The organism is Photobacterium makurazakiensis, from assembly GCF_050336715.1.
Lineage (GTDB): Bacteria > Pseudomonadota > Gammaproteobacteria > Enterobacterales > Vibrionaceae > Photobacterium > Photobacterium makurazakiensis.
The window spans coordinates 1-22,090 of sequence record NZ_JAKJSJ010000086.1 but is presented as its reverse complement, the minus strand read 5'-3'; the positions used below and the strand labels follow the sequence as shown (position 1 = coordinate 22,090).

At 41.0% G+C, this 22,090-nt stretch carries 23 protein-coding genes; 15 read left to right on the top strand and 8 right to left on the bottom strand.

Annotated elements, in window-relative coordinates; translation table 11 throughout:
- Positions 1 to 103: 103 nt before the first annotated feature.
- The 4 genes from pntA (at position 104) to L4D09_RS26465 (ending at position 4,020) form a co-directional block, all read left to right on the top strand.
- Positions 104 to 1,660, top strand: coding sequence for a Re/Si-specific NAD(P)(+) transhydrogenase subunit alpha (gene pntA / locus L4D09_RS26480; protein WP_428460537.1), 1,557 nt, complete (start codon positions 104 to 106; stop codon positions 1,658 to 1,660).
- Between the two features lie 10 nt (positions 1,661 to 1,670).
- Positions 1,671 to 3,050: a Re/Si-specific NAD(P)(+) transhydrogenase subunit beta gene (pntB, locus tag L4D09_RS26475; RefSeq protein ID WP_428460536.1), complete on the top strand. Its 1,380-nt coding sequence runs from the start codon at positions 1,671 to 1,673 to the stop codon at positions 3,048 to 3,050.
- Between the two features lie 173 nt (positions 3,051 to 3,223).
- Positions 3,224 to 3,493, top strand: a complete 270-nt coding sequence (locus L4D09_RS26470; RefSeq protein WP_428460535.1) for a type II toxin-antitoxin system TacA family antitoxin — start codon at positions 3,224 to 3,226, stop codon at positions 3,491 to 3,493.
- Positions 3,490 to 4,020: a GNAT family N-acetyltransferase gene (locus L4D09_RS26465; protein ID WP_428460534.1), complete on the top strand. Its 531-nt coding sequence runs from the start codon at positions 3,490 to 3,492 to the stop codon at positions 4,018 to 4,020. The genes L4D09_RS26470 and L4D09_RS26465 overlap by 4 nt, the downstream gene beginning before the upstream one ends.
- Positions 4,021 to 4,101: 81 nt before the next feature.
- On the opposite strand, the gene L4D09_RS26460 is transcribed toward L4D09_RS26465, so the two are convergent.
- Together L4D09_RS26460 and L4D09_RS26455 are read right to left on the bottom strand one after the other, a co-directional pair.
- Positions 4,102 to 5,469: an NCS1 family transporter gene (locus L4D09_RS26460; RefSeq protein WP_428460533.1), complete on the bottom strand. Its 1,368-nt coding sequence runs from the start codon at positions 5,467 to 5,469 to the stop codon at positions 4,102 to 4,104.
- Positions 5,470 to 5,607: 138 nt separating this feature from the next.
- Positions 5,608 to 6,294 carry an aspartate/glutamate racemase family protein gene (locus tag L4D09_RS26455; RefSeq protein WP_428460539.1) on the bottom strand — a complete coding sequence of 229 codons (687 nt, stop codon included), beginning with the start codon at positions 6,292 to 6,294 and terminating at the stop codon, positions 5,608 to 5,610.
- 368 nt (positions 6,295 to 6,662) lie between these two features.
- Between L4D09_RS26455 and vxrA the strand changes: the two genes are divergently transcribed.
- The 6 genes from vxrA (at position 6,663) to L4D09_RS26425 (ending at position 11,947) form a co-directional block, all read left to right on the top strand.
- The gene (gene vxrA, locus L4D09_RS26450) at positions 6,663 to 8,102 is read left to right on the top strand and encodes a sensor histidine kinase VxrA (protein ID WP_428460532.1); all 1,440 of its coding nucleotides are present in this window, start codon (positions 6,663 to 6,665) and stop codon (positions 8,100 to 8,102) included.
- Entirely contained in the window at positions 8,077 to 8,739 is a 663-nt protein-coding gene (locus L4D09_RS26445; RefSeq protein WP_428460531.1) for a response regulator transcription factor, read from the top strand. The genes vxrA and L4D09_RS26445 overlap by 26 nt, the downstream gene beginning before the upstream one ends.
- A 2-nt stretch (positions 8,740 to 8,741) precedes the next feature.
- Positions 8,742 to 9,608 (top strand): DUF2861 family protein, encoded by an 867-nt coding sequence (locus L4D09_RS26440; RefSeq protein WP_428460530.1) that lies wholly within the window; start codon positions 8,742 to 8,744, stop codon positions 9,606 to 9,608.
- 113 nt (positions 9,609 to 9,721) lie between these two features.
- Complete coding sequence (locus L4D09_RS26435; protein WP_428460529.1) at positions 9,722 to 10,927, top strand: NnrS family protein; 1,206 nt, start codon at positions 9,722 to 9,724, stop codon at positions 10,925 to 10,927.
- Between the two features lie 81 nt (positions 10,928 to 11,008).
- Positions 11,009 to 11,185, top strand: a complete 177-nt coding sequence (locus L4D09_RS26430; protein WP_428460528.1) for a YoaH family protein — start codon at positions 11,009 to 11,011, stop codon at positions 11,183 to 11,185.
- Between the two features lie 246 nt (positions 11,186 to 11,431).
- Positions 11,432 to 11,947 (top strand): HD domain-containing protein, encoded by a 516-nt coding sequence (locus L4D09_RS26425; protein ID WP_428460527.1) that lies wholly within the window; start codon positions 11,432 to 11,434, stop codon positions 11,945 to 11,947.
- A 59-nt stretch (positions 11,948 to 12,006) separates the two neighbouring features.
- Here the strand turns inward: L4D09_RS26425 and nadE are convergent, their stop codons facing one another.
- Positions 12,007 to 12,843 carry an NAD(+) synthase gene (gene nadE, locus L4D09_RS26420; protein WP_428460526.1) on the bottom strand — a complete coding sequence of 279 codons (837 nt, stop codon included), beginning with the start codon at positions 12,841 to 12,843 and terminating at the stop codon, positions 12,007 to 12,009.
- A 183-nt stretch (positions 12,844 to 13,026) separates the two neighbouring features.
- Between nadE and L4D09_RS26415 the strand changes: the two genes are divergently transcribed.
- Together L4D09_RS26415 and L4D09_RS26410 are read left to right on the top strand one after the other, a co-directional pair.
- Positions 13,027 to 13,554, top strand: a complete 528-nt coding sequence (locus L4D09_RS26415; protein WP_428460525.1) for a nicotinate-nicotinamide nucleotide adenylyltransferase — start codon at positions 13,027 to 13,029, stop codon at positions 13,552 to 13,554.
- An 81-nt stretch (positions 13,555 to 13,635) separates the two neighbouring features.
- Positions 13,636 to 14,127 (top strand): hypothetical protein, encoded by a 492-nt coding sequence (locus L4D09_RS26410; protein WP_428460524.1) that lies wholly within the window; start codon positions 13,636 to 13,638, stop codon positions 14,125 to 14,127.
- A gap of 57 nt (positions 14,128 to 14,184) precedes the next feature.
- On the opposite strand, the gene L4D09_RS26405 is transcribed toward L4D09_RS26410, so the two are convergent.
- Positions 14,185 to 14,868 (bottom strand): hypothetical protein, encoded by a 684-nt coding sequence (locus L4D09_RS26405; protein WP_428460523.1) that lies wholly within the window; start codon positions 14,866 to 14,868, stop codon positions 14,185 to 14,187.
- A gap of 272 nt (positions 14,869 to 15,140) precedes the next feature.
- Between L4D09_RS26405 and L4D09_RS26400 the strand changes: the two genes are divergently transcribed.
- Positions 15,141 to 16,247 carry a 1-acyl-sn-glycerol-3-phosphate acyltransferase gene (locus L4D09_RS26400; RefSeq protein WP_428460538.1) on the top strand — a complete coding sequence of 369 codons (1,107 nt, stop codon included), beginning with the start codon at positions 15,141 to 15,143 and terminating at the stop codon, positions 16,245 to 16,247.
- 79 nt (positions 16,248 to 16,326) lie between these two features.
- Here L4D09_RS26400 and L4D09_RS26395 read toward each other — a convergent pair whose 3' ends face one another.
- Both L4D09_RS26395 and L4D09_RS26390 read right to left on the bottom strand, forming a co-directional pair.
- Positions 16,327 to 16,869, bottom strand: a complete 543-nt coding sequence (locus L4D09_RS26395) for an OmpA family protein (RefSeq protein ID WP_428460522.1) — start codon at positions 16,867 to 16,869, stop codon at positions 16,327 to 16,329.
- A 93-nt stretch (positions 16,870 to 16,962) separates the two neighbouring features.
- Positions 16,963 to 17,892 (bottom strand): LysR family transcriptional regulator, encoded by a 930-nt coding sequence (locus tag L4D09_RS26390; RefSeq protein ID WP_428460521.1) that lies wholly within the window; start codon positions 17,890 to 17,892, stop codon positions 16,963 to 16,965.
- Between the two features lie 380 nt (positions 17,893 to 18,272).
- Between L4D09_RS26390 and chrA the strand changes: the two genes are divergently transcribed.
- Both chrA and L4D09_RS26380 read left to right on the top strand, forming a co-directional pair.
- Positions 18,273 to 19,421, top strand: a complete 1,149-nt coding sequence (chrA, locus tag L4D09_RS26385) for a chromate efflux transporter (protein WP_428460520.1) — start codon at positions 18,273 to 18,275, stop codon at positions 19,419 to 19,421.
- Between the two features lie 134 nt (positions 19,422 to 19,555).
- On the top strand, positions 19,556 to 19,858 hold the full coding sequence (locus L4D09_RS26380) for a hypothetical protein (RefSeq protein ID WP_428460519.1): 303 nt from the start codon (positions 19,556 to 19,558) through the stop codon (positions 19,856 to 19,858).
- On the opposite strand, the gene L4D09_RS26375 is transcribed toward L4D09_RS26380, so the two are convergent.
- Complete coding sequence (locus L4D09_RS26375; protein WP_428460518.1) at positions 19,859 to 20,407, bottom strand: YceB family lipoprotein; 549 nt, start codon at positions 20,405 to 20,407, stop codon at positions 19,859 to 19,861.
- Between the two features lie 530 nt (positions 20,408 to 20,937).
- Entirely contained in the window at positions 20,938 to 21,813 is an 876-nt protein-coding gene (gene rpoS / locus L4D09_RS26370; protein WP_428460517.1) for an RNA polymerase sigma factor RpoS, read from the bottom strand.
- Positions 21,814 to 22,090 lie beyond the last annotated feature (277 nt).

The following is a 22,090-nucleotide window of genomic DNA, read 5'->3' as shown; positions in this document are numbered from 1 at the left end:
GTAATGATTAATTAATTCTGTATTTCTCCTACAAAATGCGTGATATTAAGCAAATGGTTTGATACAAATTTATTACTTGTTTGCCAAAGTTTAGGGATTAATAATGCAAATTGGTGTGCCTAAGGAAATATTCGCAAATGAAACGCGAGTTGCTGCGACGCCGAAAACGGTAGAGCAGCTGTTAAAAATGGGGTTCAGTGTTGCTGTTGAAACGAATGCAGGTATTCATGCAAGTTTCGACGATGCAGCTTTTGAGGCGGCTGGCGCCACAGTGGTATCAACTGAAGAGGTTTGGTCTTCTGACTTGATCTTTAAAGTGAATGCCCCTCAAGTCAACGAAGAAACGGGTGTCGATGAATTCGAATTAATGAAAGACGGTGCAAGCATTGTCAGTTTCATTTGGCCTGCACAAAATGCAGAGCTTCTAGAGAAGTTATCGACTCGAAATATCAATGTCATGGCGATGGATTCTGTTCCTCGTATTTCTCGTGCCCAAGCATTGGATGCACTGAGTTCAATGGCTAATATTGCTGGCTATCGTGCAGTAGTAGAATCGGCACATGAATTTGGTCGCTTCTTTACCGGTCAAATAACCGCAGCAGGTAAAGTACCACCCGCTAAAGTGTTAGTTGCTGGTGCTGGTGTTGCAGGTTTGGCTGCAATTGGTGCAGCAGGAAGCCTAGGTGCCATTGTACGTGCTTTTGATGTTCGACCTGAAGTAAAAGAGCAGGTTGAATCAATGGGTGCCGAATTCCTTGAAGTTGACTATAAAGAAGACACTTCAACGGGTGATGGCTACGCCAAGGAAATGTCTGACGAATTTAACAAGGCTGCAGAGCGTTTATACGCAGAACAAGCTAAAGACGTTGATATTATTATTACCACAGCGCTTATTCCAGGTCGTCCTGCTCCTAAGTTGATCACTAAAGAAATGGTCGACTCAATGAAAGCGGGCAGTGTGATTGTTGACCTTGCTGCGGCAAATGGCGGTAACTGTGCTTACACCGAAGCTGATAAAGTAATTACCACCGAAAATGGTGTGAAGATCATTGGCTATACCGATATGGTGAGTCGTTTACCTACCCAGTCTTCACAGCTTTACGGTACTAACCTAGTTAACCTTGTAAAACTTCTTTGTAAAGAAAAAGACGGTAATATTAATATCGACTTTGATGATGAAGTACTGCGTGGTTTAACCGTTATCAAAGAAGGCGAAGTTACTTGGCCTGCGCCACCAATTAAAGTGTCAGCTGCGCCACAACAACAAGCTAAACCTGTTCAAGCTCCAGTTGAAAAGGTTGAAGAGCCAACATCTCCAATTAAGAAATATGGCTTTATGGCAGCGGGTATTGCCGCATTTGGTTGGTTAGCAAACTACGCACCTGCAGAGTTCCTTTCTCACTTTACGGTATTCGTATTGGCCTGTGTGGTTGGTTACTACGTGGTATGGAATGTTACCCATGCATTACACACTCCTTTGATGTCAGTAACTAATGCTATCTCAGGCATTATTATTGTTGGTGCGCTATTGCAGATAGGACAAGGGATAGGGGTTGTTACTTTCCTTTCGTTTATTGCCGTCTTAATAGCAAGTATCAATATATTTGGTGGATTCACCGTTACCAAGCGCATGCTTGAAATGTTCCGTAAAGATAAATAAGGAGTAACACATGTCTGCAGGAATCGTACAAGCGGCATATCTTGTTGCTGCGGTACTCTTTATCATGTCGCTGGCGGGTCTTTCTAAGCAAGAAACTGCACGTGCTGGTAACTATTACGGTATTGCCGGTATGGCAATTGCGCTTATCGCAACGATCTTTGGCCCTGATGCACAGGGTACAGGTTGGATCATCCTTGCGATGATCATTGGTGGTGCAATTGGTATTTACTACGCTAAAAAAGTAGAAATGACCGAAATGCCAGAGCTTGTTGCTATTCTTCACAGTTTTGTGGGTATGGCTGCGGTATTGGTTGGTTTCAATACTTACCTTGATCATGGTGAGCTAACAGGTGCATTGTTAAACATTCACCTAGTTGAAGTCTTCATTGGTGTATTTATTGGTGCTGTAACATTTACGGGTTCAGTTGTTGCCTTCGGTAAGTTACGCGGCTCTATTTCATCTAAAGCGCTAATGCTACCACACCGCCATAAGCTAAACCTTGCTGCAATTGTTGTGTCATTTTTGCTCATGGTTATGTTCGTTAAAGCTGAAGGTTCAATATTCGCATTGATTATTGTGACTTTGATTGCTTTTGCATTTGGTTATCATTTAGTGGCTTCAATTGGTGGTGCTGACATGCCAGTTGTGGTTTCAATGCTGAACTCATATTCGGGTTGGGCAGCGGCGGCCGCTGGTTTCATGCTAGCAAACGACTTGTTGATCGTAACAGGTGCCTTAGTGGGTTCTTCTGGTGCAATTCTGTCTTACATTATGTGTAAAGCGATGAACCGTTCATTTATCAGTGTTATCGCTGGTGGATTCGGTAACGACGGCGCAGCACCAACAGAAGATGTTGACCATGGTGAGCACCAAGAAGCTTCTGCTGAAGAAGTAGCGGAAATGCTGAAAGATGCACGCTCTGTCATCATTACTCCAGGATACGGAATGGCTGTTGCTCAAGCACAGTATCCAGTACATGAAATCACGGATAAGCTGCGTAAAAAAGGCATTGATGTGCGTTTCGGGATTCACCCAGTTGCTGGTCGTTTACCTGGCCACATGAACGTACTGCTTGCAGAAGCAAAAGTGCCGTATGATATCGTGCTTGAGATGGACGAAATCAACGATGATCTTGGTGAAACAGACGTTGTGTTGGTTATTGGTGCAAATGACACGGTTAACCCAGCAGCAATGGAAGATCCAAATAGCCCAATAGCAGGTATGCCAGTACTTGAAGTGTGGAATGCGAAACATGTAATTGTGTTTAAGCGTTCAATGAACACAGGCTATGCAGGGGTACAAAACCCACTGTTCTTCAAGGAAAACTCTCAGATGCTGTTCGGTGATGCGAAAGAGTCGTGTAATAAGATTCTTGAACATTTACATTAATGTCACACCAGCTATCTTAATTAAAAACCCGCGTAATGCGGGTTTTTTTGCATTGAATACCCAGCTAAAAGCATCCGGCATATATCCGTACATATTGTTAGTGTAATCATAACGGTCTATAATCACCTTGTGTACGGAATAGATCTGTACAGAAGATGATGGGGGGAGATTGTATGGCTACTGCACGACTTGATTTACGGTTAGATGAAGAAGTTAAAGCCAAAGCTGAAAAAGCGTCTGCGTTATTAGGTTTAAAGAGTTTAACTGAATATGTAGTGCGTTTGATGGATGAAGATGCAACACAGGTGATTGCTCAACATGAAAGCATCACGGTTGAAGATAATGTTTTTGACCGTTTTGTTGATGCTTGTGATAAGGCAAAAGCGCCGAATAAAGCACTTATTGATGCAGTCTCGTTTACTAACGAGCATGGAATTAAGTGAGTTGGTCAAAAGAGTTTGTGGAACTCGATAAACGTACCCATGATAGAGCATCGTTCGACTGTGGTGAGAAAGAGCTAAACGTCTTTATTCAGACCCAAGCAGCAAAGCATATGCAAGCAGGTATCAGTCGAACTATGGTGTTACCTGCTTTAGTGCCTCTACCCAATCAAAAACTGCCCATCTGCTCGTTCTATAGTATTGCGCCTAGTTCAATTTGTCGTGAAACCTTGCCACCATCATTGGCTAAAAAATTACCACGATACCCAATTCCTGTGTTTTTATTGGCGCAACTGGCGGTTCATGGTGAATTTCATGGACATGGGTTGGGTAAGATAAGTTTGGTGAAGGCATTGCAGTATTTGTGGGAGATCAATGCGCATATGCGAGCTTACGCCATTGTTGTTGATTGCCTGACACCACAAGCTGAAGCATTTTACACTAAATACGGTTTTGAGTTCTTGTGCCAGCATAACGATAGAACCCGAATGTATATCCCGATGAAAACCGTAGAACAGCTTTTTAGTTAAGCGTTCCCAAATGGCCGACTGATGAACAAAGAAAAGGAGCGGTTAAGCTCCTTTTCGTTTTAATCGCTACACTATAGTCACTTAGCTTTCAGGTATTGTTTCTGGCTGCTTATGAGCCGCAAACGCAGCAGCGGTGTAGTTATCATGTTTGATAACCCAGTAGCGCATAAGAGCGAAGTACAGTGCTGCACCAGAAATTGTGCCTACGAACCACGATAGGTCGATAAAGACTAAGGCAAGTACTGCGCCCACGACTGAAGCAATAACCGCTGCGGGGTTGATCTTGCGCCATTTCCCATACATTTCTGCTGAGTAAAGTGCATCGACATTATACTGCCCCTTATGGATGACATAGTAATCTACAAGCATGATCCCTAACACGGGTCCTAAGAAAGCAGATATTCCAGCAACAAATGTCAGAAAAAAGCCAGCTTGCATAATTAGCCACGGGCAAGTGAATATTGCTAAAATTCCAATGATGACACAAGCCTTAGCCCATGAGATTTTGAAAACATCCATTGCGATAATTGCAGGTGGAATGATATTAGCAACAAGGTTGGTTGTAACTTGTGCGAGTGCAATAAAGAACAAGATAAAGATGCTAACAATTGGCATTGGAATGTATTGGCTAATGACATCAACTGGGTTCCAAATACCAACAGCTGCTGCTCCCATAATTCCAATGAAAGGCATTAATATACTTGGTGGTAATACACCGATCACGTGTGCGTTAACATAGGTGGCTTCGCTGACACCTTTACGGGGAATAAAGCGGGTATAATCGGATACATTAAGGAAGAGTGCAGAGAAATTCCCAGTTAAGGCTGTTATTCCCAGCCAAAATGGTAATGCCCATGTTCCTTCAATATCACCGACTGCACGTACCTCTAACCCGAATTGGTCAAGGAATAGAAAGAGCAAATAGACTAAGCCGATCATAATGAATACAGCACCAATGATTTCGACCCATTTAATGGATTCCATTCCTTTGGCTGAGATCCAAATCTGAATCGCTTGGAAGGCAAAAAACCAAAGCCATACATTATCGAAACCAATGGTTTGAATAACGATACTATTAATGGCCTGAGCACCAAGCCATGTTTGTATTCCGTACCAGAATAGCGCAGGGAAGCCTCGTAAAAAACCGGGTAACCGAGAGCCCATGTGCCCAAAGGATGAGCGTAGCTGCACTATCATGGGGATACCATGCTTCCAACCAGCACGTCCATTAATGGCTAACATCATAGCGACTAAAATGTTAGCTATTACCAAGACGGTTATGGCTTGCCATAAATTCATTTCTCCAAATGGAGGAATTAAACTTGAACCGAGCATGAAAGCGCCGACCATGACGGCGTCTCCCCACCACATAGCAATGTATGCTTTAGGACCCAGAATTCTATCTTTGCCATCAGCGATTGGCTCTATACTTGTTTGTTGTGCTGACATTAGGTAACTCCTACCTTTATCAACGGTATACAACTTCCTACTTACCGTTCGTGCTTGTGTTTGCCTTTGCTACTTTAACTGCATGTAAAAAAGCGATGTTTGTGTTTTTTAATATTGACTGCTTAGATTTGGCGTTCGTTATTTTTGATTTGGGTAGCCATATGTGCAGGATTTACTTGTTTGCAGATTCATGCCAACTAATGCCTCTATTAGTTTGATACCAGCTGCGGTGCCATCGATAACGGGTACTCCTAGCGCCTCACTGAGCGGTTCGGCCATTCCAGACATGCCACCACAACCAAGGATGATGCACTCTGATTTATCTTTCTCTAGTATTTCCTTACTGCGTACAAGCATTGCCTCAAAGGCAGAAGCTTTATCTTCAAGGGCTAAGACCGGGAGGTTAACAGCGTGAATACCCTTACATCGCTTGTCTAAGCCGTAGCTAGAGGCGTTATCTTCGAGAATACTAACGGAACGTTGTAGAGTCGTTACCACGGAATATCGTGCACTAATTAGGCTAGCCATATGCAGCGAAGCCTCACCAATACCAACAACTGGTGCTGAGGTTATCTCTCTTGCCGCTTGTAACCCTGTATCATCAAAACAAGCGAGTACATAGCCATCGATATTTTCGTGTTTACTGGCGTTAATTAAATTTAAGATGTGGTACGCAGCTTGTATACCGTCACTAGAGCCTTCAATACTTGCCACACCTTCATTAGGATTGGTCACAATTAGTTCGGTATCCTGGCCAATGTATCTTTCACACGATTTACGAATGGTGTCAGTAAATGACGATGTCGTGTTGGGGTTGATAATCATTATCTTCACTTATCTATCCTTATGATTAGTTGCAATTAATTGTATTAAGCAAAAAGTAGGCCACTAAAATTTGCAAAATTGTTTAAGATGAACAAATAGACGTCGCTGTGTATGTGTAGAAGCAAGCGGGTAGCTGTTCCTAAATCATCTTGTTGAGGTTATTGTTCATCATCGATATATAAGATGTGTACAATTTCCATAATTCGCAAGGTGAATGTTACTTATTTGTTAATTTAGTGTTTGGTGTGTGACGTTGGTCGAGGTTTATCTGCTGCCACGTTGGGCTAACCTTGCGGTTGAATAGAAACTTATTGTGGGAATGACAATAAGCTGACAATGTAAAGTGTTTGAGTGATAAACTATTTCGTATGAAAAAATATGTCCTATTGTTCTCACTGCTGCTCACTGGAGCAGGTTCAGTTCAGGCTGCTAATTTGCCTGAACGACTAAATGGTGTTCGCTCAGAATTGTTAGCCGGTGAACCATTGGCGACTTATGATTTCAGGCAGCTGCAAAGTCAGTTTCCAACGTCTTTACTTGTACCATCTTCTTTATTGCCACAATCAGCCACGTACCCGTTGAAGTCGATCCAGCGACTGTATAAAAACGCCACAACCTGTAAAGGCCCATGGCCTGTTAGTCCTTTGTTGACTCAGCCATTAGTGTTCACGAGGGCGCTGTGTAATAACTCGGTATTACCTATCGGCTGGTTTGTTAGGGCAGGGTATATCCACCCTGGTGGTGGCAGCTATGCATTGCGCTATGTAGAGAAATACCCAAACATGCAAGACAGTCTTGAGGATTACCAGCATATTCAAGAACGTACACTCGCCCCCACAAATACCATTTTAGGGCGGTTACAACGTATGAGTTCTGATGAGATTCAAGTTTTTATTGCAGGGGCTGAAGCCTTTATCTCAAATGGTGAACTTTGGATAAGAAATGGTAATGAATACTACATTTATGGTCAGCCAAGTTGGTCTTTAGCGTTAAGTGAATTTGATGTGAATTTCACACGTTTAAACCAAACGAGCTTTTGTTTGCTTAAAAGTGGCAATATTTGTTGGGAAGAAGAAGATAAATCACACTTAACACTCTATCTTTTGATTGGACTCTTAGTTGTGAACGTCGGCTTGCTTATCGGTTGGGGCTTATACCGTTGGCGTAATAGACGACGGGCGATGCAAGAACGTATGCTCGTTCTTCAAATACTCACTCACGAATTAAGAACGCCAATAGCTAGCTTGGCCATGACAGTAGAAGGGTTCAGGCGCAACTTTGATGCTTTACCTGAAAGCCTATATGATGAATTTAGACGCTTAACCGAAGATTCAAGGCGTTTAAGACAACTTGCAGAGGCAAGTAAAGATTACTTACAAGCAAATCAACAGGAACTAAGTGTTCAACATGTTGACTCATTTAATGAGTGGGTCGAATACTTAGCGGAACCGTATGAGGTAACCTTAGAGTTAGCGGAAGATCGGCCTGTTGATGTAAATATATACTGGTTGGGCACCTGTATTGATAACTTGTTATCAAATGCCCATAAATATGGCGTAAAGCCAGTGACATTAATGTCATCGTTCAATAATGGAAAATTAATTGTAAGCGTTTCAGATAACGGACAGCTTGGTACGAAAGACTGGGCAAGATTAAGAAAGCCCTTCGTTAGTGAAAAAGGCTTGGGGCTCGGCCTTACAATTGTTGAATCGATGATCCGAAGAATGGGGGGACGAATGAAATTAATTGGTCCTCCAACAACTTTTATATTGGAGATACCGTGTGAATCAGACTCTGCTACTGGTTGAAGATGACCGCAACCTTGCTGATGGTTTACTCGAGAGCTTGAAAGAAGCTGGTTATACCTGCCTGTACGCTGACTGTGCGACAAATGTCGCCGACCTTTGGTCTGACGCTGATCTTGTTGTGTTAGACCGCCAGCTGCCTGAAGGCGACTCGTTAAATTATTTGAAAGATTGGCTAAAGATAAAGAATGTTCCCGTTATTTTGCTTACTGCAATGGTATCGGTATCAGATAAAGTGATTGGTCTTGATTCTGGTGCAAAAGATTACCTTACTAAGCCTTTTGCGGAAGAAGAACTTTTGGCGAGAATCCGTTTGCACCTTCGTACTGGTACGGCTGAAGTGCCAGCAGCGAACGTTGTGAAAGTGGGTGATATTACTATCGATTTAGATAGTCGTGATGTTTTGTTGTTAGGTGACAATGTCACGCTGACAAGAACGGAATTCGAATTGCTTGTTTTTCTAGCTAAACATGCAGGGCGTGTGTTTACGCGTGATGAACTTCTAGATCAGGTATGGGGCTATAATCACTACCCAACAACCCGTACTGTTGATACGCATATTCTACAGCTGCGTCAGAAATTACCTGGCATTGAAATAGAAACATTGCGTGGGGTTGGCTACCGGATGAAATCAGCGTAGTAATGTTTAAGCTAACAACAGCGTCAACGACCTTGCTCATCCTCCACTCGGTGCTCTATGCGCCGAGTGTTGCCGCGAATTGGTTTCTTCAAAAAGATGTTTTTACTAGCGCACACCAAAACTTATTAGAGGGTAAAACATCACAAAGCTTTGACTCAATGGTACAAGCTTGGCAGCAAAATCCAACGTCATTACAAGCGAATAACCTAAATGGTTTACTTGAATTAGCCATCACTGAAGACTGTGGCCACAGCCTTGTACAGTCTCCGCTACCAACATGGCTATCCAACTTGGTCATTCAGCGAGAGATGGTTCAAAGCCAAAATCAGATCTTACCAAAGCTAGTTATAAAAGGTGCATCTGAGTCTCGTGTAACATCGATAGATTTCGTGCGGTGGCCAGAAGAAACGATACTTTCTGCGACGCCAAAGCGATTCAGAGATGGTGCCTTTTCTATTGAAACGAAGCGGTTAGAAAGGGCGAGTAATGAAGGCCTCTATCAGTTAACCATAAGTGCGGACGGTGAAAAGTCATTTACCACTTGGGTATTATTAACCGCACCGAGTACTAAGCAAAGAATAGGTTGGATTGATAGCCGTAACTGGCGGATAGAGCGTAGTGGATTACCTAATCGTGCTTGTCCATCACCTGTGTTGTCAATGAGTGTCTATGATTTGAACGATACTTCTTGGACACCATTATGGACCGAGGATGTTGACGGTAAATTACCGACGACAATCCCAAAGGTCGACTTACCTGATGGTCGATATTGGTTAAGTGTTGGTTTAGTTGAAAGTCGTTGGCAGGGAGAGATATCCATTCTAGATATTCAAACCATTACGCGTCCTGTTGACTACCCAGACTATTAAAGGCTTTTAACTTCTATAGAAAAAGGCCTTAAATGGTTTAATTTTAAAGATGTGTTTTATTTGCAACTTATAAGGTGTATTATTTATGCATGTTTAAGGGGTGGATATTAACCATGATGCAAATACTTGATAATGAAAAGGAACAAAAGATCGTTCCTATTTTCCGACTCGCTTTTAGACCGTTCTTTCTTGGCGCAAGCATTTTTTCTGTCATTGCGATGGGGCTTTGGGCTCTTTTTTGGGCTGGAAACGTTGAAGCTGCCAGCTATATGTACAGTAATCCGATTTGGTGGCATAGCCATGAAATGCTCTTTGGTTTCTCTGGCGCAGTGATTATTGGCTTTTTGTTAACAGCAGTACAAAACTGGACGGGTAATCCTGGGGTTAGGGGTTGGCAGTTAGCTTTCGTATTCATTCTGTGGGTAGTTGCAAGGCTAGGGTTACTGCTAGGATCACCAAGTGGATTGTGGATGGCCGTCGACTTGCTCTGGATGCCTATATCCGCCTATTACTTAGCTAAGCCGATCATTATTCGTCGGCAATGGAACAACCTATTTTTTGCACCTATGATTGCATTGATGACAGCGCTAAATGCGGCTTTTCACTTCATTGCGCTTGGATGGTTAGATGGTGATATCCGGGCGGTATCATTCGCAACCGTTATGGTGATCTCCGTTATAGTACTTGTTGTTGGAGGAAGGGTAATACCATTCTTCACCTGGCGTGGAACGGATACAGAACAAATAACTCGTATAACGTGGATAGAGCATGCTTCTATGATACCTAGTTGGCTATTATTAGCCGCTGTATTGTTGCCTATCCCTCAAAGTATCAACCAATGGTTATTACCACTGCTATTAACCGTAACGGCTGTACTGCACTTAATACGCTTTGTCCGCTGGCGTACCTTATCGACATTGCGTGTACCGCTATTGTGGTCACTGCATTTTGCTTATGCAGCAATGATTGCAGGATTAATTCTCCTCGCTATTCATTTTACCACCAATACTATAAGTTACAGTGTCGCGTTACATATGCTCACTGTCGGTGGTATTGGTTGCATGATTTTATCCATGGCTTCAAGGGTATCACTTGGTCATACTGGTCGGGCATTAAAAATTAAAGGTATTATCGTTGTTGCGTTTGTAGCTTTAATTGCTTCAACGTTGGTGAGAACGGTTGTGATTATGGCGTTACCGGCGCTAACCATAAATGCGTATGTAGTATCTGCGAGCTTATGGGCGATTGCTTTTAGTATCTTTAGTGTTGTGTATTTTCCTATTTTAACTCAGCCAAGAGAAGATGGTCGCCCGGGGTAGGCGAATATCTTGATGGATATAATCAGTGACAATAGCCAGTGAAATCCTTAGAATACCGACTCTTTTTTAAGTGGATGACATATGTTTAATAATACGCCGACATTGACGCATGCTCAGCAACAAGAAGCTGCTGACAAAATTCATGAGTTAATGGCTCAGGGTATTAGCAGTGGAGAAGCAATTATGATTGTTGCTGATGCAATCCGCGAAGCTGAAGCCAAAAAGAATCAAGCAGAAACTGAATCAGATTCAGAATAAAGCTGCCAATTTCATTACGATTAATAAAAAACAGGTATCACTCGATGCCTGTTTTTGCATCAATTCGTGCAACAAATCTCATTTATATACCCTGCTCTTAGTAAATTCCATCCAGCTGAAATAAAATCTTAGCTATAGCGCTTAGTTAGATTAGTTGATTATGGCTAGTATTAAGCACTCAGCARTCATATGTCAGCTTTGACAGGTTTATGACACTGACATGTTCATCATACTATGGGGGCAAGGATGAATAACCGTTATCTGAAAGCTTGTACATTAGCGCGTGCTAAGCATAAAGGACAAATGTACGGCGATGTACCTTATTTTATCCACCTTGAAGCGGTAGCTCATTTAGCAAGTCCGTTTGGTACTGATGCCATGATCGTTGCTCAGTTGCATGATGTTGTTGAAGACACCGCAACGAGCATTGAAGAACTCTTTGTCGACTTTGGGTTCATTGTTGCTGATGCTGTGAAATATATATCGGATAGTAAAATTGAAAGCCGGGTCTTACGTAAGCAAGAAATTAACCAGCGTTTATCGAATTTAGAGACATCTGAAGAAGCTGCACGTATAGCCTTAATTATAAAAGCGTGTGATCGTTTAGCCAATGTACGTGCAAGTCTAAAAAGCGCTGGAAACTATTTTGTTACTTACCAGCAAGAGCATGATGCTTTTAGAAAGGCTGTATACCGTAAAGGGTTGTGCGAAGCTATTTGGTGGGAGCTTGATAATCTACTTCGTTACTCTGAAGCGTCTTAGTTAGACGAAGGGGCAGCGAAGCCCCTTTTATTGAATCACTCTAAACCATGAAAATTGGCTTATTCGTCATCGTAAATTGTTGGGATAGGCTGACGCTTATGTTGTGTTTTCTTATAAATACTGACAAGACGCTCTGATACGACATGATCAACAGGACGACCTTCTAGGAAGTCATCGATTTGGTCATAGCTTACTTGCAAGGCATCTTCATCTGCCTTTTGCGGCGCTAATTCTTCAAGATCAGCTGTAGGTACTTTTTTAACGAGTAGATCTGGTGCGCCGAGCTTATCTGCAAGTTGACGGACTTGGCGTTTGTTTAAGCCAAATAAAGGCGCTAAATCACAGGCACCATCACCAAACTTGGTGTAAAAGCCCGTAATGTTCTCAGCTGAATGATCGGTACCTAAGACGAGTCCACCAACAAGGCCAGCAATTTCATATTGAGCAATCATTCGTGTACGGGCTTTTACATTACCTTTTACGAAATCTACTGTTGCATGAGACTCAGGTGTTAAGCCTGTTCCTTCTAAAGCGAGAAGTGTACCTGCGTGTGTACCATCAACACCATCTTTAATGTTTACACTGACAGAGTGGCTTGGTTTAATGAAAGACAGTGCCAACTGAGCTTCATCTTCATCTTGTTGTTCGCCATAAGGTAAACGGACAGCAATGAATTGATAATTGTTTACTTGCTCTTCAGTGTTCAAACCTTCCACTGCAAGTTGCGCTAAACGGCCACAAGTTGTTGAATCCACGCCACCGCTAATACCTAGTACGAGAGACTTGCATCCAGATTGCTTAAGTTTTTTTTGGATGAAAGCAATGCGTCGTTCAATTTCAAAGTCGACATTAATAAGAGGTAAAACGCGCATTTCGTCGCGAATTAACTGTTCCATAGTGAATGAATCCTCAGGGCATTGCCCAGTTTCTAACCAAATAGCTTAACTTAATGTAAAAATATTAATTAATGCATTAAACCTTTTGTAAAATCATGCGATAACTCTAAGGCAGGATCAATCCTCTAACGATAATTAAATTAAATTTAGAGCAAAATGGTATAAAAAAAGGGCATTCTTGTTATGACAACATCAATCGCAGTGTTTGGTAGTGCATTTAATCCACCTAGCCTTGGTCATAAATCGGTGGTTGAGCGTCTGAAACATTTTGACCAAGTGTTATTACTGCCAAGCTTTAGCCATGCTTGGGGGAAGCAGATGCTTGATTATAATGATCGTTGTGCATTAGTCTCTGCTTTTGCTGCCGATATAAATCAAGGTAACGTTAGCCTGTCTCGGTTAGAAGAAGAAATTGCGACGGGGGACGAAGCGATTACGACTTTTGCTGTGTTAGAAGCGTTAGAGAAACAGTATCCACAAGCAAACATTACATTTGTTATTGGACCGGATAATTTTCTTAGTTTTGGCAAGTTCTTTAAGGCTGAAGAGATTTTGTCGCGATGGCAGGTACTGGCTTGCCCTGAAACGGTGAAAGTTCGCAGTACAGATATTAGAAATAACATTAAAAATCTCTGCGCGATATCACATTTAACGACTGAGAAAGTGGCTACCATGTTACAAAAAGAGCAATGGTACAGTTCAGATAAATAGAAGCTTAGAAGATGAAGATATTAGATTTTCATTGGTTATAGGTAATCGTATAAGTTAAGTACTTATAGGGGTTAAGGAAGAATGTTGTACTCCTATTTGATGGTAGGACTGTCATTAACGGCAGTACCACTATGTGACGATCACACTCAAATACCGCAAGTGATATCGGTAGTGAGCGTTGAGCAAACTGTAGCATCATGTGTGCCTTACAATAGTGGTTTTAGCGAGAGTAATCACGTCAATAAAGATATTGATGCTTCATTTAGGCACACAGTAGAAGTAGAAGAATCGTTCTGGGACAATTGGACAGGAAACCATGCTTCCCCTGTGATGTCGACGAATTCATCAAATAGCTTTTATGGTATTGGTGTTTGGATTCCTGAAAGATATGAAGATGAAGAGATACTGACATTCGACGATGCTAAAGAATGGATTAAAAAGCATGGTTTACATATGAGTTTTGGCATTGGTGGTGAGGATAGAAACTCACCAAGGTTTCGATTTGACTATCGCTGGCACGATGACCGTGACTTAGATGATGTTTTTATACAGGTTGAAATTCCATTTCAGTAATGAATGAATATTAAAAAAGCGACCTTAGGTCGCTTTTTAATGGCGCTAGCATTGGCATTAGAGCTCTTGCCCCAAAATTGGCCTAGCCATCGCAGCTAACAGCTCTGCATCTACATTCAGTGTTTCAGCAATCTGATCTGTTTTTCGTCCAGAGCGCGAAAGTTTTAATGCCTCACGCATTAAAATGCATGTTTGTAACTCATTCATGGAGTAGCCAGTATACTGGCTTAACACGTCAGAAGCCGCTCGGTCTATTACTTTGTCGCCTTTGAGCGCTTTAGATAATACCGGTTGATATTTTGCTGCTAGTTCAGGGCTGGTGGATTTAGTATGGACCTTTAATGCCGTAACTTGATCTGTTAAAACGCGCAATAAGTTTCCAGCCGTTCCAGCTAACGCCACGTGCCCATCGCGTTTATAATGCTTGGCTAACTCGTCTAGAACTACACTAACCAGTGGGCTTTTTCGAAAGAAACCAGCCTCTTTGCATATAGGGGACGTTAAACGTGCAGAGAATTCAACCTTGTTATAGATTGTTCCTGGTAAAATAGTAATGGCGTGAAGGCAATCAATTGGAATCAAAAAACCATGCCCAGCTTTAACGGTAAATTCGTCTTTTCCTAGACGAATAAATGCACAACCTTTTGTAACGATAAACATAAAGGTATTGATGCTTTTACGTCGTGAGCCGACATTTAAGAATTCTTGATGATTATGTGAAAAATCGATAGCTTGTTTCATAACGAGTCTCTAGCAAAAAAGCCTGCACATAGTGTGCTGTTTTGGCTCAATCGTCAATAATAGGGCAATTTTAATCACATAAATGATGAATAATTAGATAAAATTGCTATTCGAACAACAGACAAAACCTGAAAGTGACTGTAAAGTGGTTGAAATCAAACCTATAATCACTGGTAAGACCTCCAACCACCAATATCTTGGGGCTAGGTCATTGGGTAAAACAACAAACCTGCGTAAACTGTCGCAGTTTTAAATTAATGTGAATCATGATAGTGCATACAGATAACGACATTTATAAAGAAATACGCCCATATAATGATGACGAAGTTAGTGCGGCGATTGAGCGGTTGATTAATGATCAAGAATTTATTAATGCCATTTTAAACTACCGCTTCCCCCAGTTATCTGGTGTGTTTGGCTGGTTTTTAACGCCAATCATCAAACGTTTCCTGCTTAAGAAGTGGTCTAACGTTAAAACCGTTGATGATATTCAAAAGCAAGTCGCTAAATACATGAGGGGAACAATTGACCACTCTTGTGACGGTGTAACGTATACAGGTCTGGATAAGCTTGATCCAAAGAAATCTTACCTTTTCGTATCTAACCATCGCGATATCGCAATGGATCCAGCGATGGTGAACTGGTGCTTATTTAATAATGGCTTTGAAACTGTACGAATTGCTATCGGTGACAACTTATTAAAAAAGCCTTGTGCAACAGAACTCATGCGTTTAAATAAGAGCTTTATCGTTAAGCGTTCTGCTAAAGGGCCACGTGAGATGATGAAGACCTTAGGCCTGCTATCTGGATATATTTCTCACTCCCTTGAAACGGGTAATTCAATTTGGATCGCTCAAAAAGAAGGGCGAGCAAAAGACGGTAACGACAAAACAGATCCTGCCATTTTAAAAATGTTCTTTATGGAAGGACGTAAAAGAAAACTATCTTTTGCTGAATTCATGGGGCAGCTGAACATCGTGCCTGTTGCTATCTCTTACGAAAATGACCCATGTGATATAGCAAAAGCAAAAGAGCTATATCAGAAAGCCACAGAGGGTAGTTATGAAAAAGGTGAGTTTGAAGATATCGACAGTATTATTCAAGGTATCGTAGGGCAGAAACGACGTATTAATGTGAGTTTTGGCGATGTGATTAAAAATGGCTTTGAAACGCCAGATGAACTTGCCCAAGTTATCGATACGCAAATCTATGCGAACTATCACCTCTATCCAGCGAACTACATTGCTGCTGGTCAAGAGCACGAGTCTGCGACAGAATCAGAAAAACAGCGCTTCTCGGAAAAGTATCAAGACCTACCAGAAGGTGTTATCAGCATTCTGAAACAGATGTACGCTGCACCTGTACATAAAAAGTCGTAACATTTTCGTTTGTTTCGTGAATGAAGAATAACAGCAAGTATTGTGACTGTTGTTCTTCATTTCTGCTTTCGTGTGTTTATCAAAAATTCTGATTACCGTTAGGGTTAAGCGTTCTTACGATTCCTTTTGGGGAAATTATTTCAACCCGCTTATTTTGTTCGTTCGGGGTATCGGAATGTGGCTCAGAGCTTCCTGCTGCAATAATTTGTATTCTTTCTTCCTCAACACCAAACACCGATGAAATATAGATAGCAGCAGTGAAAGCTCGTTCATAAGAGAGAGCGATATTCTCTTCTTCAGAAGAAAAGTCATCACCATGGCCGACTATGAGTACATAGCTATCTGGATGCTGACGTAATCTCACGGCAATGGGATCGATCAGTAAATATTCATTAGGCGTCAGTTCATATTGCTTCGTTGGGAACAATACGGTGGCTCGCATCTCAGGTAATTCAGTCAGTAAAACTTGCGCATCTGGTACGTTAGATCTTGTCTGCTGCTTCGGCGGGGATGTGCCAACATAATCATCAGTTACGCTGTCACTACCGCAGGCGGAGATAATAAGTGCAACAGCACTTAAGAGAATGGCTTTTCTTATAGATATAACACTTGTTTTGCACATGATCTAAACCAGCTAAACCTAATCAATCTACGTCTACTTAAGGTTTAGCTGATCTGTATTGAATCACAACTGCATTACTGAGATAGGGACGCGTTATTTTGAAATGGCTGGGTTTGGTGTACGGTATGGTGGGACGGACATACGCTCAGCCATATAATCAATAAAACTACGTACTTTCGGAGCCAGGTATTTTCTTCGAGGGTAAACAGCATAAATGGGCAGTTCTACATCAGCCTTCCATTCCGGCAGTAATTGAACTAGTTCACCAGAATTGAACTCATCATTGATCAAGTAAGTTGCCAAATAGGCAATGCCTAATCCAGATTTCGCAGCATCCAGTACGGCTGGTGCATTATCAATTCGATAATTTCCACGAGCACGAATAGACTGGTGCACACCATCGCGGGTAAATTCCCAGTTAACGTATTTACGCTCTCGGCTTTGATAAGTTATACAGTTATGTTGGCGTAAGTCACCCGGTAACTTTGGAGTGCCGTGCTCCTCTAGGTACGCCGGTGAAGCAACAACAGCAAAATGGCAATCGGCTAAGCGTCGAGCAACCATTCCTTCTGGGGGGTGCTCATGAATAGCAACCCAGCAGTCAAAACCTTCTTCAAGTAGGTTAGGGCGGTGGTCGAATAGACTGACTTCTAGCTCAAGTTCTGGGTGCAGCTTCTGGAATTCAGCAAGCGCAGATGTAATATGTACATTACCAAATGATTGCGCAATACCTATCCGTAAAACACCTTTTACCTCATTTCTATAACCAGCAACAAGTGCTTCTGCTTCATTAACCGTATCAAGTAGTTGCTGACCATATTCAGAATACTGCAAACCAATATCAGTTAATGCCACTGTACGAGTACTTCGTTGTACCAGTTGACAGCCAACTCTTTCTTCTAAGAAACGAATTTGCTTACTGACTTGAGATTTCGAAATACCAAGACGTTCAGCCGCTCGTGTAAAGTTCTGTTCATGACCAACAGTTGCAAGGATGACCATTTGTTGCAGATTTTCAAGCATAGACTAGACCAACTTCAAGTTAACGTTTTGATTATACCATTGAATTTGGAGCGTTAAAAACGTCGATGTTAAGGAGCAGCGACCCATACCTGAACATAGCACAAAGACATTCAGTGTATTATTCTGCGTTAGATTTATATGCAATAGCGGTTGATGGTGTGATTTATTGTGTAATATTAATGGGTTATAGTCATTGTTTACTGCTGTGCACTATATTCGTTTTGAGTAATGGCAGATTAGCACTTATGGCTGTTCTTTAGCATAAAGCACTGACCCTGAACAAAAATAGTGAATTGTTTTGATTAATAGTTTCCATCTAAATGAACGATTTCATTAATTAAGCTGAAGTATTTATGATTGGCCTCAAATTAGGAGGCGTTATGTTTAAAGTAATGTGGCAGTTTTTTCTGCTTGGTTTGTATAGTTTTGGTGGCCCTGCGGCGCATATTGGCTATTTTCAACGTGAATTTGTTCAGAATAAAAAATGGTTAAGTGATCAAGACTTCACTCATGCTGTTGCGTTATGCCAGTTTTTACCTGGGCCAGCAAGTAGCCAGTTAGGTATGTTCATTGGTTATAAAAAAGCGGGTTATATAGGGGCAGTGTGTGCTTTTATCGGCTTTACTTTCCCATCTTTTTTATTGCTAACTTTTCTCGCAATAGGCAACCAGCAATATAATGATGTCGCAATCATTGATACTGTTATCCAAGCAGCAAAATTGTTGGCTGTTGTTGTCGTTGCAGATGCCCTATGGGGTATGGCAAAGAAAAATTTAACTAATGGCTTAACGATAGCTACGGCTGTATTGAGTGGCATTGCTGTTTTTCTTAGCTCAGGTCTATTAGGGCAAATAGCACCGATTATTGTTGCAGCAGTTGTTGGTTTTATTATTTCTAATCGCCAATCAGCAAGTAAAAGTACGAGTGACGTATCTCAAGCGATAAAGCCTAATTGGATCATATTGATAAGTTTTGCTGTATTACTGATCGGAATGCCTCTCTTGGCATCATCGTCTGAGTTCTTCAACTTATTCAATGTATTTTATCAAGCTGGTAGTTTTGTGTTTGGTGGGGGGCATGTAGTATTACCATTACTTGAACCAATGCTTGAAGGAATGGTAGAGCCTGATACCTTTATTAGTGCCTATGCTTCTGCACAGTTAGTACCTGGCCCTATGTTTACCATGGCGAGTTACCTTGGTGCTTCAGCTATTACCGATAGCCCTGTTCTTGGTAGTTTTGTTGCTACGATTGCTGTTTTTCTGCCAGGTAGCTTACTGTTATTTGCTTTTTTACCAGCATGGAATGCATTGTTTAGCAATCAGAAGTTAAAAGCATCAATTCTGCTGGTTAATGCATCCGTTGTCGGTTTGCTGGCGAGTGCATTTATTAACCCTGTATTACTGACATCAATACATTCTGTTTTCGATGTTATTGCTGTCGCCATTGGCTTTTACTTGCTGAAGTATAAGCAATGTCCAGTATGGTTACTTATTATCGGTTTTGCTGTGTATCAGTTTGCGATTTAAAAATATGGCCGAAAGGCCATATTTTTAAATCTATAGCGCACTATAACTTTATGGTAGGTACGCAAACAACAGTGTTAAGGTTAAGTTAAGTAGTGATTGGTATAGTAAAAAAAAGTCACTAAATATAGCTGCCTATGAACACAAAAAGAAAAGTTAGACCAAATTTAACTAACTATGAAGTTGTCGAGATTTTCCAACAGGAATTACGAGAATCTGAATCACGCCTGTTTAAAAAGTTTTTGTCCGCACTGGTCGTTGGTGTCATCACTATCATGATTTTAATTTTTACAATTGTTGCTTCAGAAGGCAAAGCGGTTAGAGATTATGCAGCAGAAGCAATGCGAAAGTCATTTGAAACTGAACGTGCGATTCACATTATAGATGAAGCAGCCGGCACCAACTTTCTTGACCAAACCAAAGATAACACTAACCGATAATTACATTTGTATAACGAGTGAATGATTTTTAATAAGGAGCTCTGGTTTTGCTGTTTTGAGTAAAGATTGTTTATAGTCTTCTTCATTCAAACGATATACCGGCCGCGTCAGAATAAATTGACCAACCATTTCGACAATTGGAGAGAGGAGTTGTTTACTAGGCAAGTTGAGTGAATTAGGCTCAACTTGTATATCTTCAACTTCCAGTTTGTTTAGGAAAATAGCGCCTTCTTCTTTGTCATAGTAAGGTATCGCGCTAAAATTCACATCAATAGTGAGTTCTTGTGGTGCCTGTCCATAAAACGATACTTTCGCTAGCGACTTAGCCTTAAGGTTGACGCGATCACTGGCAACGCGTCCAATGCCTACTTTTATGTCGTTAAATTTAACATTAGCATGTGCAACGCCTTTAATTCCCACCGTTCTTTCAAACGATGCTTTTTCATCAAGGTACTCTTGAACCTCTGACTCAGTGACGCTGTAACTTGCACAAGATGATAAAACTAAAACGAAGCAAGCCGTAATAACAGCTGATAATGTATGTTGCATTGGCCATCTCGCTTATAAAGTATCAATGAATTATCACTGAAGTTTTATTCGTCTGCTTGCTCATATACGAGAAATGCAGCGAATTACTTTATTCAATTGAGTACCAAATGCGATTAAGATGCTTATCACATGCAATATTTGAACTCTTCTTTGTATAGTTTATTCAATTTGTCGTGATACTTTTGASTTTGTTTACTTGTATAACCGCCTCGCATTTTTGTCTGTATCTTTTCTATCTTAGCTTTTGTCTTTATGCATTTTTTCGACTTTTTTGTTGATGCTGAACTTTCGCTCATTATCGATATACTGACTATGAATGTGAGTAATATTGTTTTCATCTAAACCACCTGTTTGGAATATTCACCACAAAGAATAATGGAATATTTAGTGATTGAGGTATTTAGACAAAATATTTTAGAGGCAATTAACAGGGAAGGGTAACAATGGAGATTGTTTATTATTTAATAATGTGAGATGAAAAAAGAGCACCAAATGGTGCTCTTTATGTTCTTTAAGGAGAAAGAAATAAGTTACGCGGTTTCAGCAAACAACAGCTCAATGTTGTAGTTATCCCGTGCCAATGAATTCTTCAATTTCTTCAGTGAACTCACTTGTAGCTGACGAATTCTTTCTCGTGTTAAGCCAACCTCGTCTGCAACTTGTTGTAGCGTTTGTGCTTCATAACCCAGCAAACCGAATCGACGACAAAGGATTTCTCGATCTCGCGGGTTAAGACCCTCAAGCATTGAAGTTGTTAATCGATTAATATCGTCCTTATTTACTTCATTATCTGGCTGGACGCTTTCATTGTCAGCAATAAAGGCTGAAATGCTTTGAGAGTTTGAGTCATCTGATATTTGTTGATCAATTGAAACAACAGGCGCATCGTAAGCAAGAACGTGTGAAATATCATCAACACTGCGCTCTAACTTAGCGGCAACTTCTTCATGTGTTGGCTCTTGGTTTGACTGTTTCATTAATTGCTTATGAGTACGGAGAATTGTATTAATTTCTTTTGATACATGTACCGGTAAGCGAATTGTACGAGCTTGATTATGAATTGCACGTTCGATAGTTTGCTTAATCCACCAAGTTGCATAGGTTGAAAATCTAAACCCACGTTCTGGGTCAAATTTTTCAACTGCGGTAATTAGGCCAATATTACCTTCATCAATAAGGTCGCTTAGTAGCATCCCGCTACTACGATATTTCTTAGCAATGCTAACAACCAAGCGTAAATTACTCTCAATCATGGTTGCCTTAGCCATGGGATCGCCACGTAAGGTTTTCCTACTATATAAAATTTCCTCTGTTTTACTTAGTAGCGGCTTGTGTGCAATCTCTTGTAGATACAGATGGATTACATCAGCATCGAAACTATTCACTTCTTGTGATTTGATATCCATATCGTTCCCCTCGCAGCAAATAAAATGTTACCCAAATGTTTCAAAATATTACATCTGTACATTAACATGCCTTCTTTATTTATTCCAAGAGGGGATTAAGTTATTAAGAAAAAGACGACAAAATGCTGTTATATACAAGCACTTAAGTGTTACGGGTTGTTTTTTTTGTGCTTTCCTTGCTTTTATGCCAGTTAGATTGTTAATTCAGGGTAATAATCTATTATTATTATAATTATCAATATATCATGTATGCATATCTGGGCATCAGGATTTACTA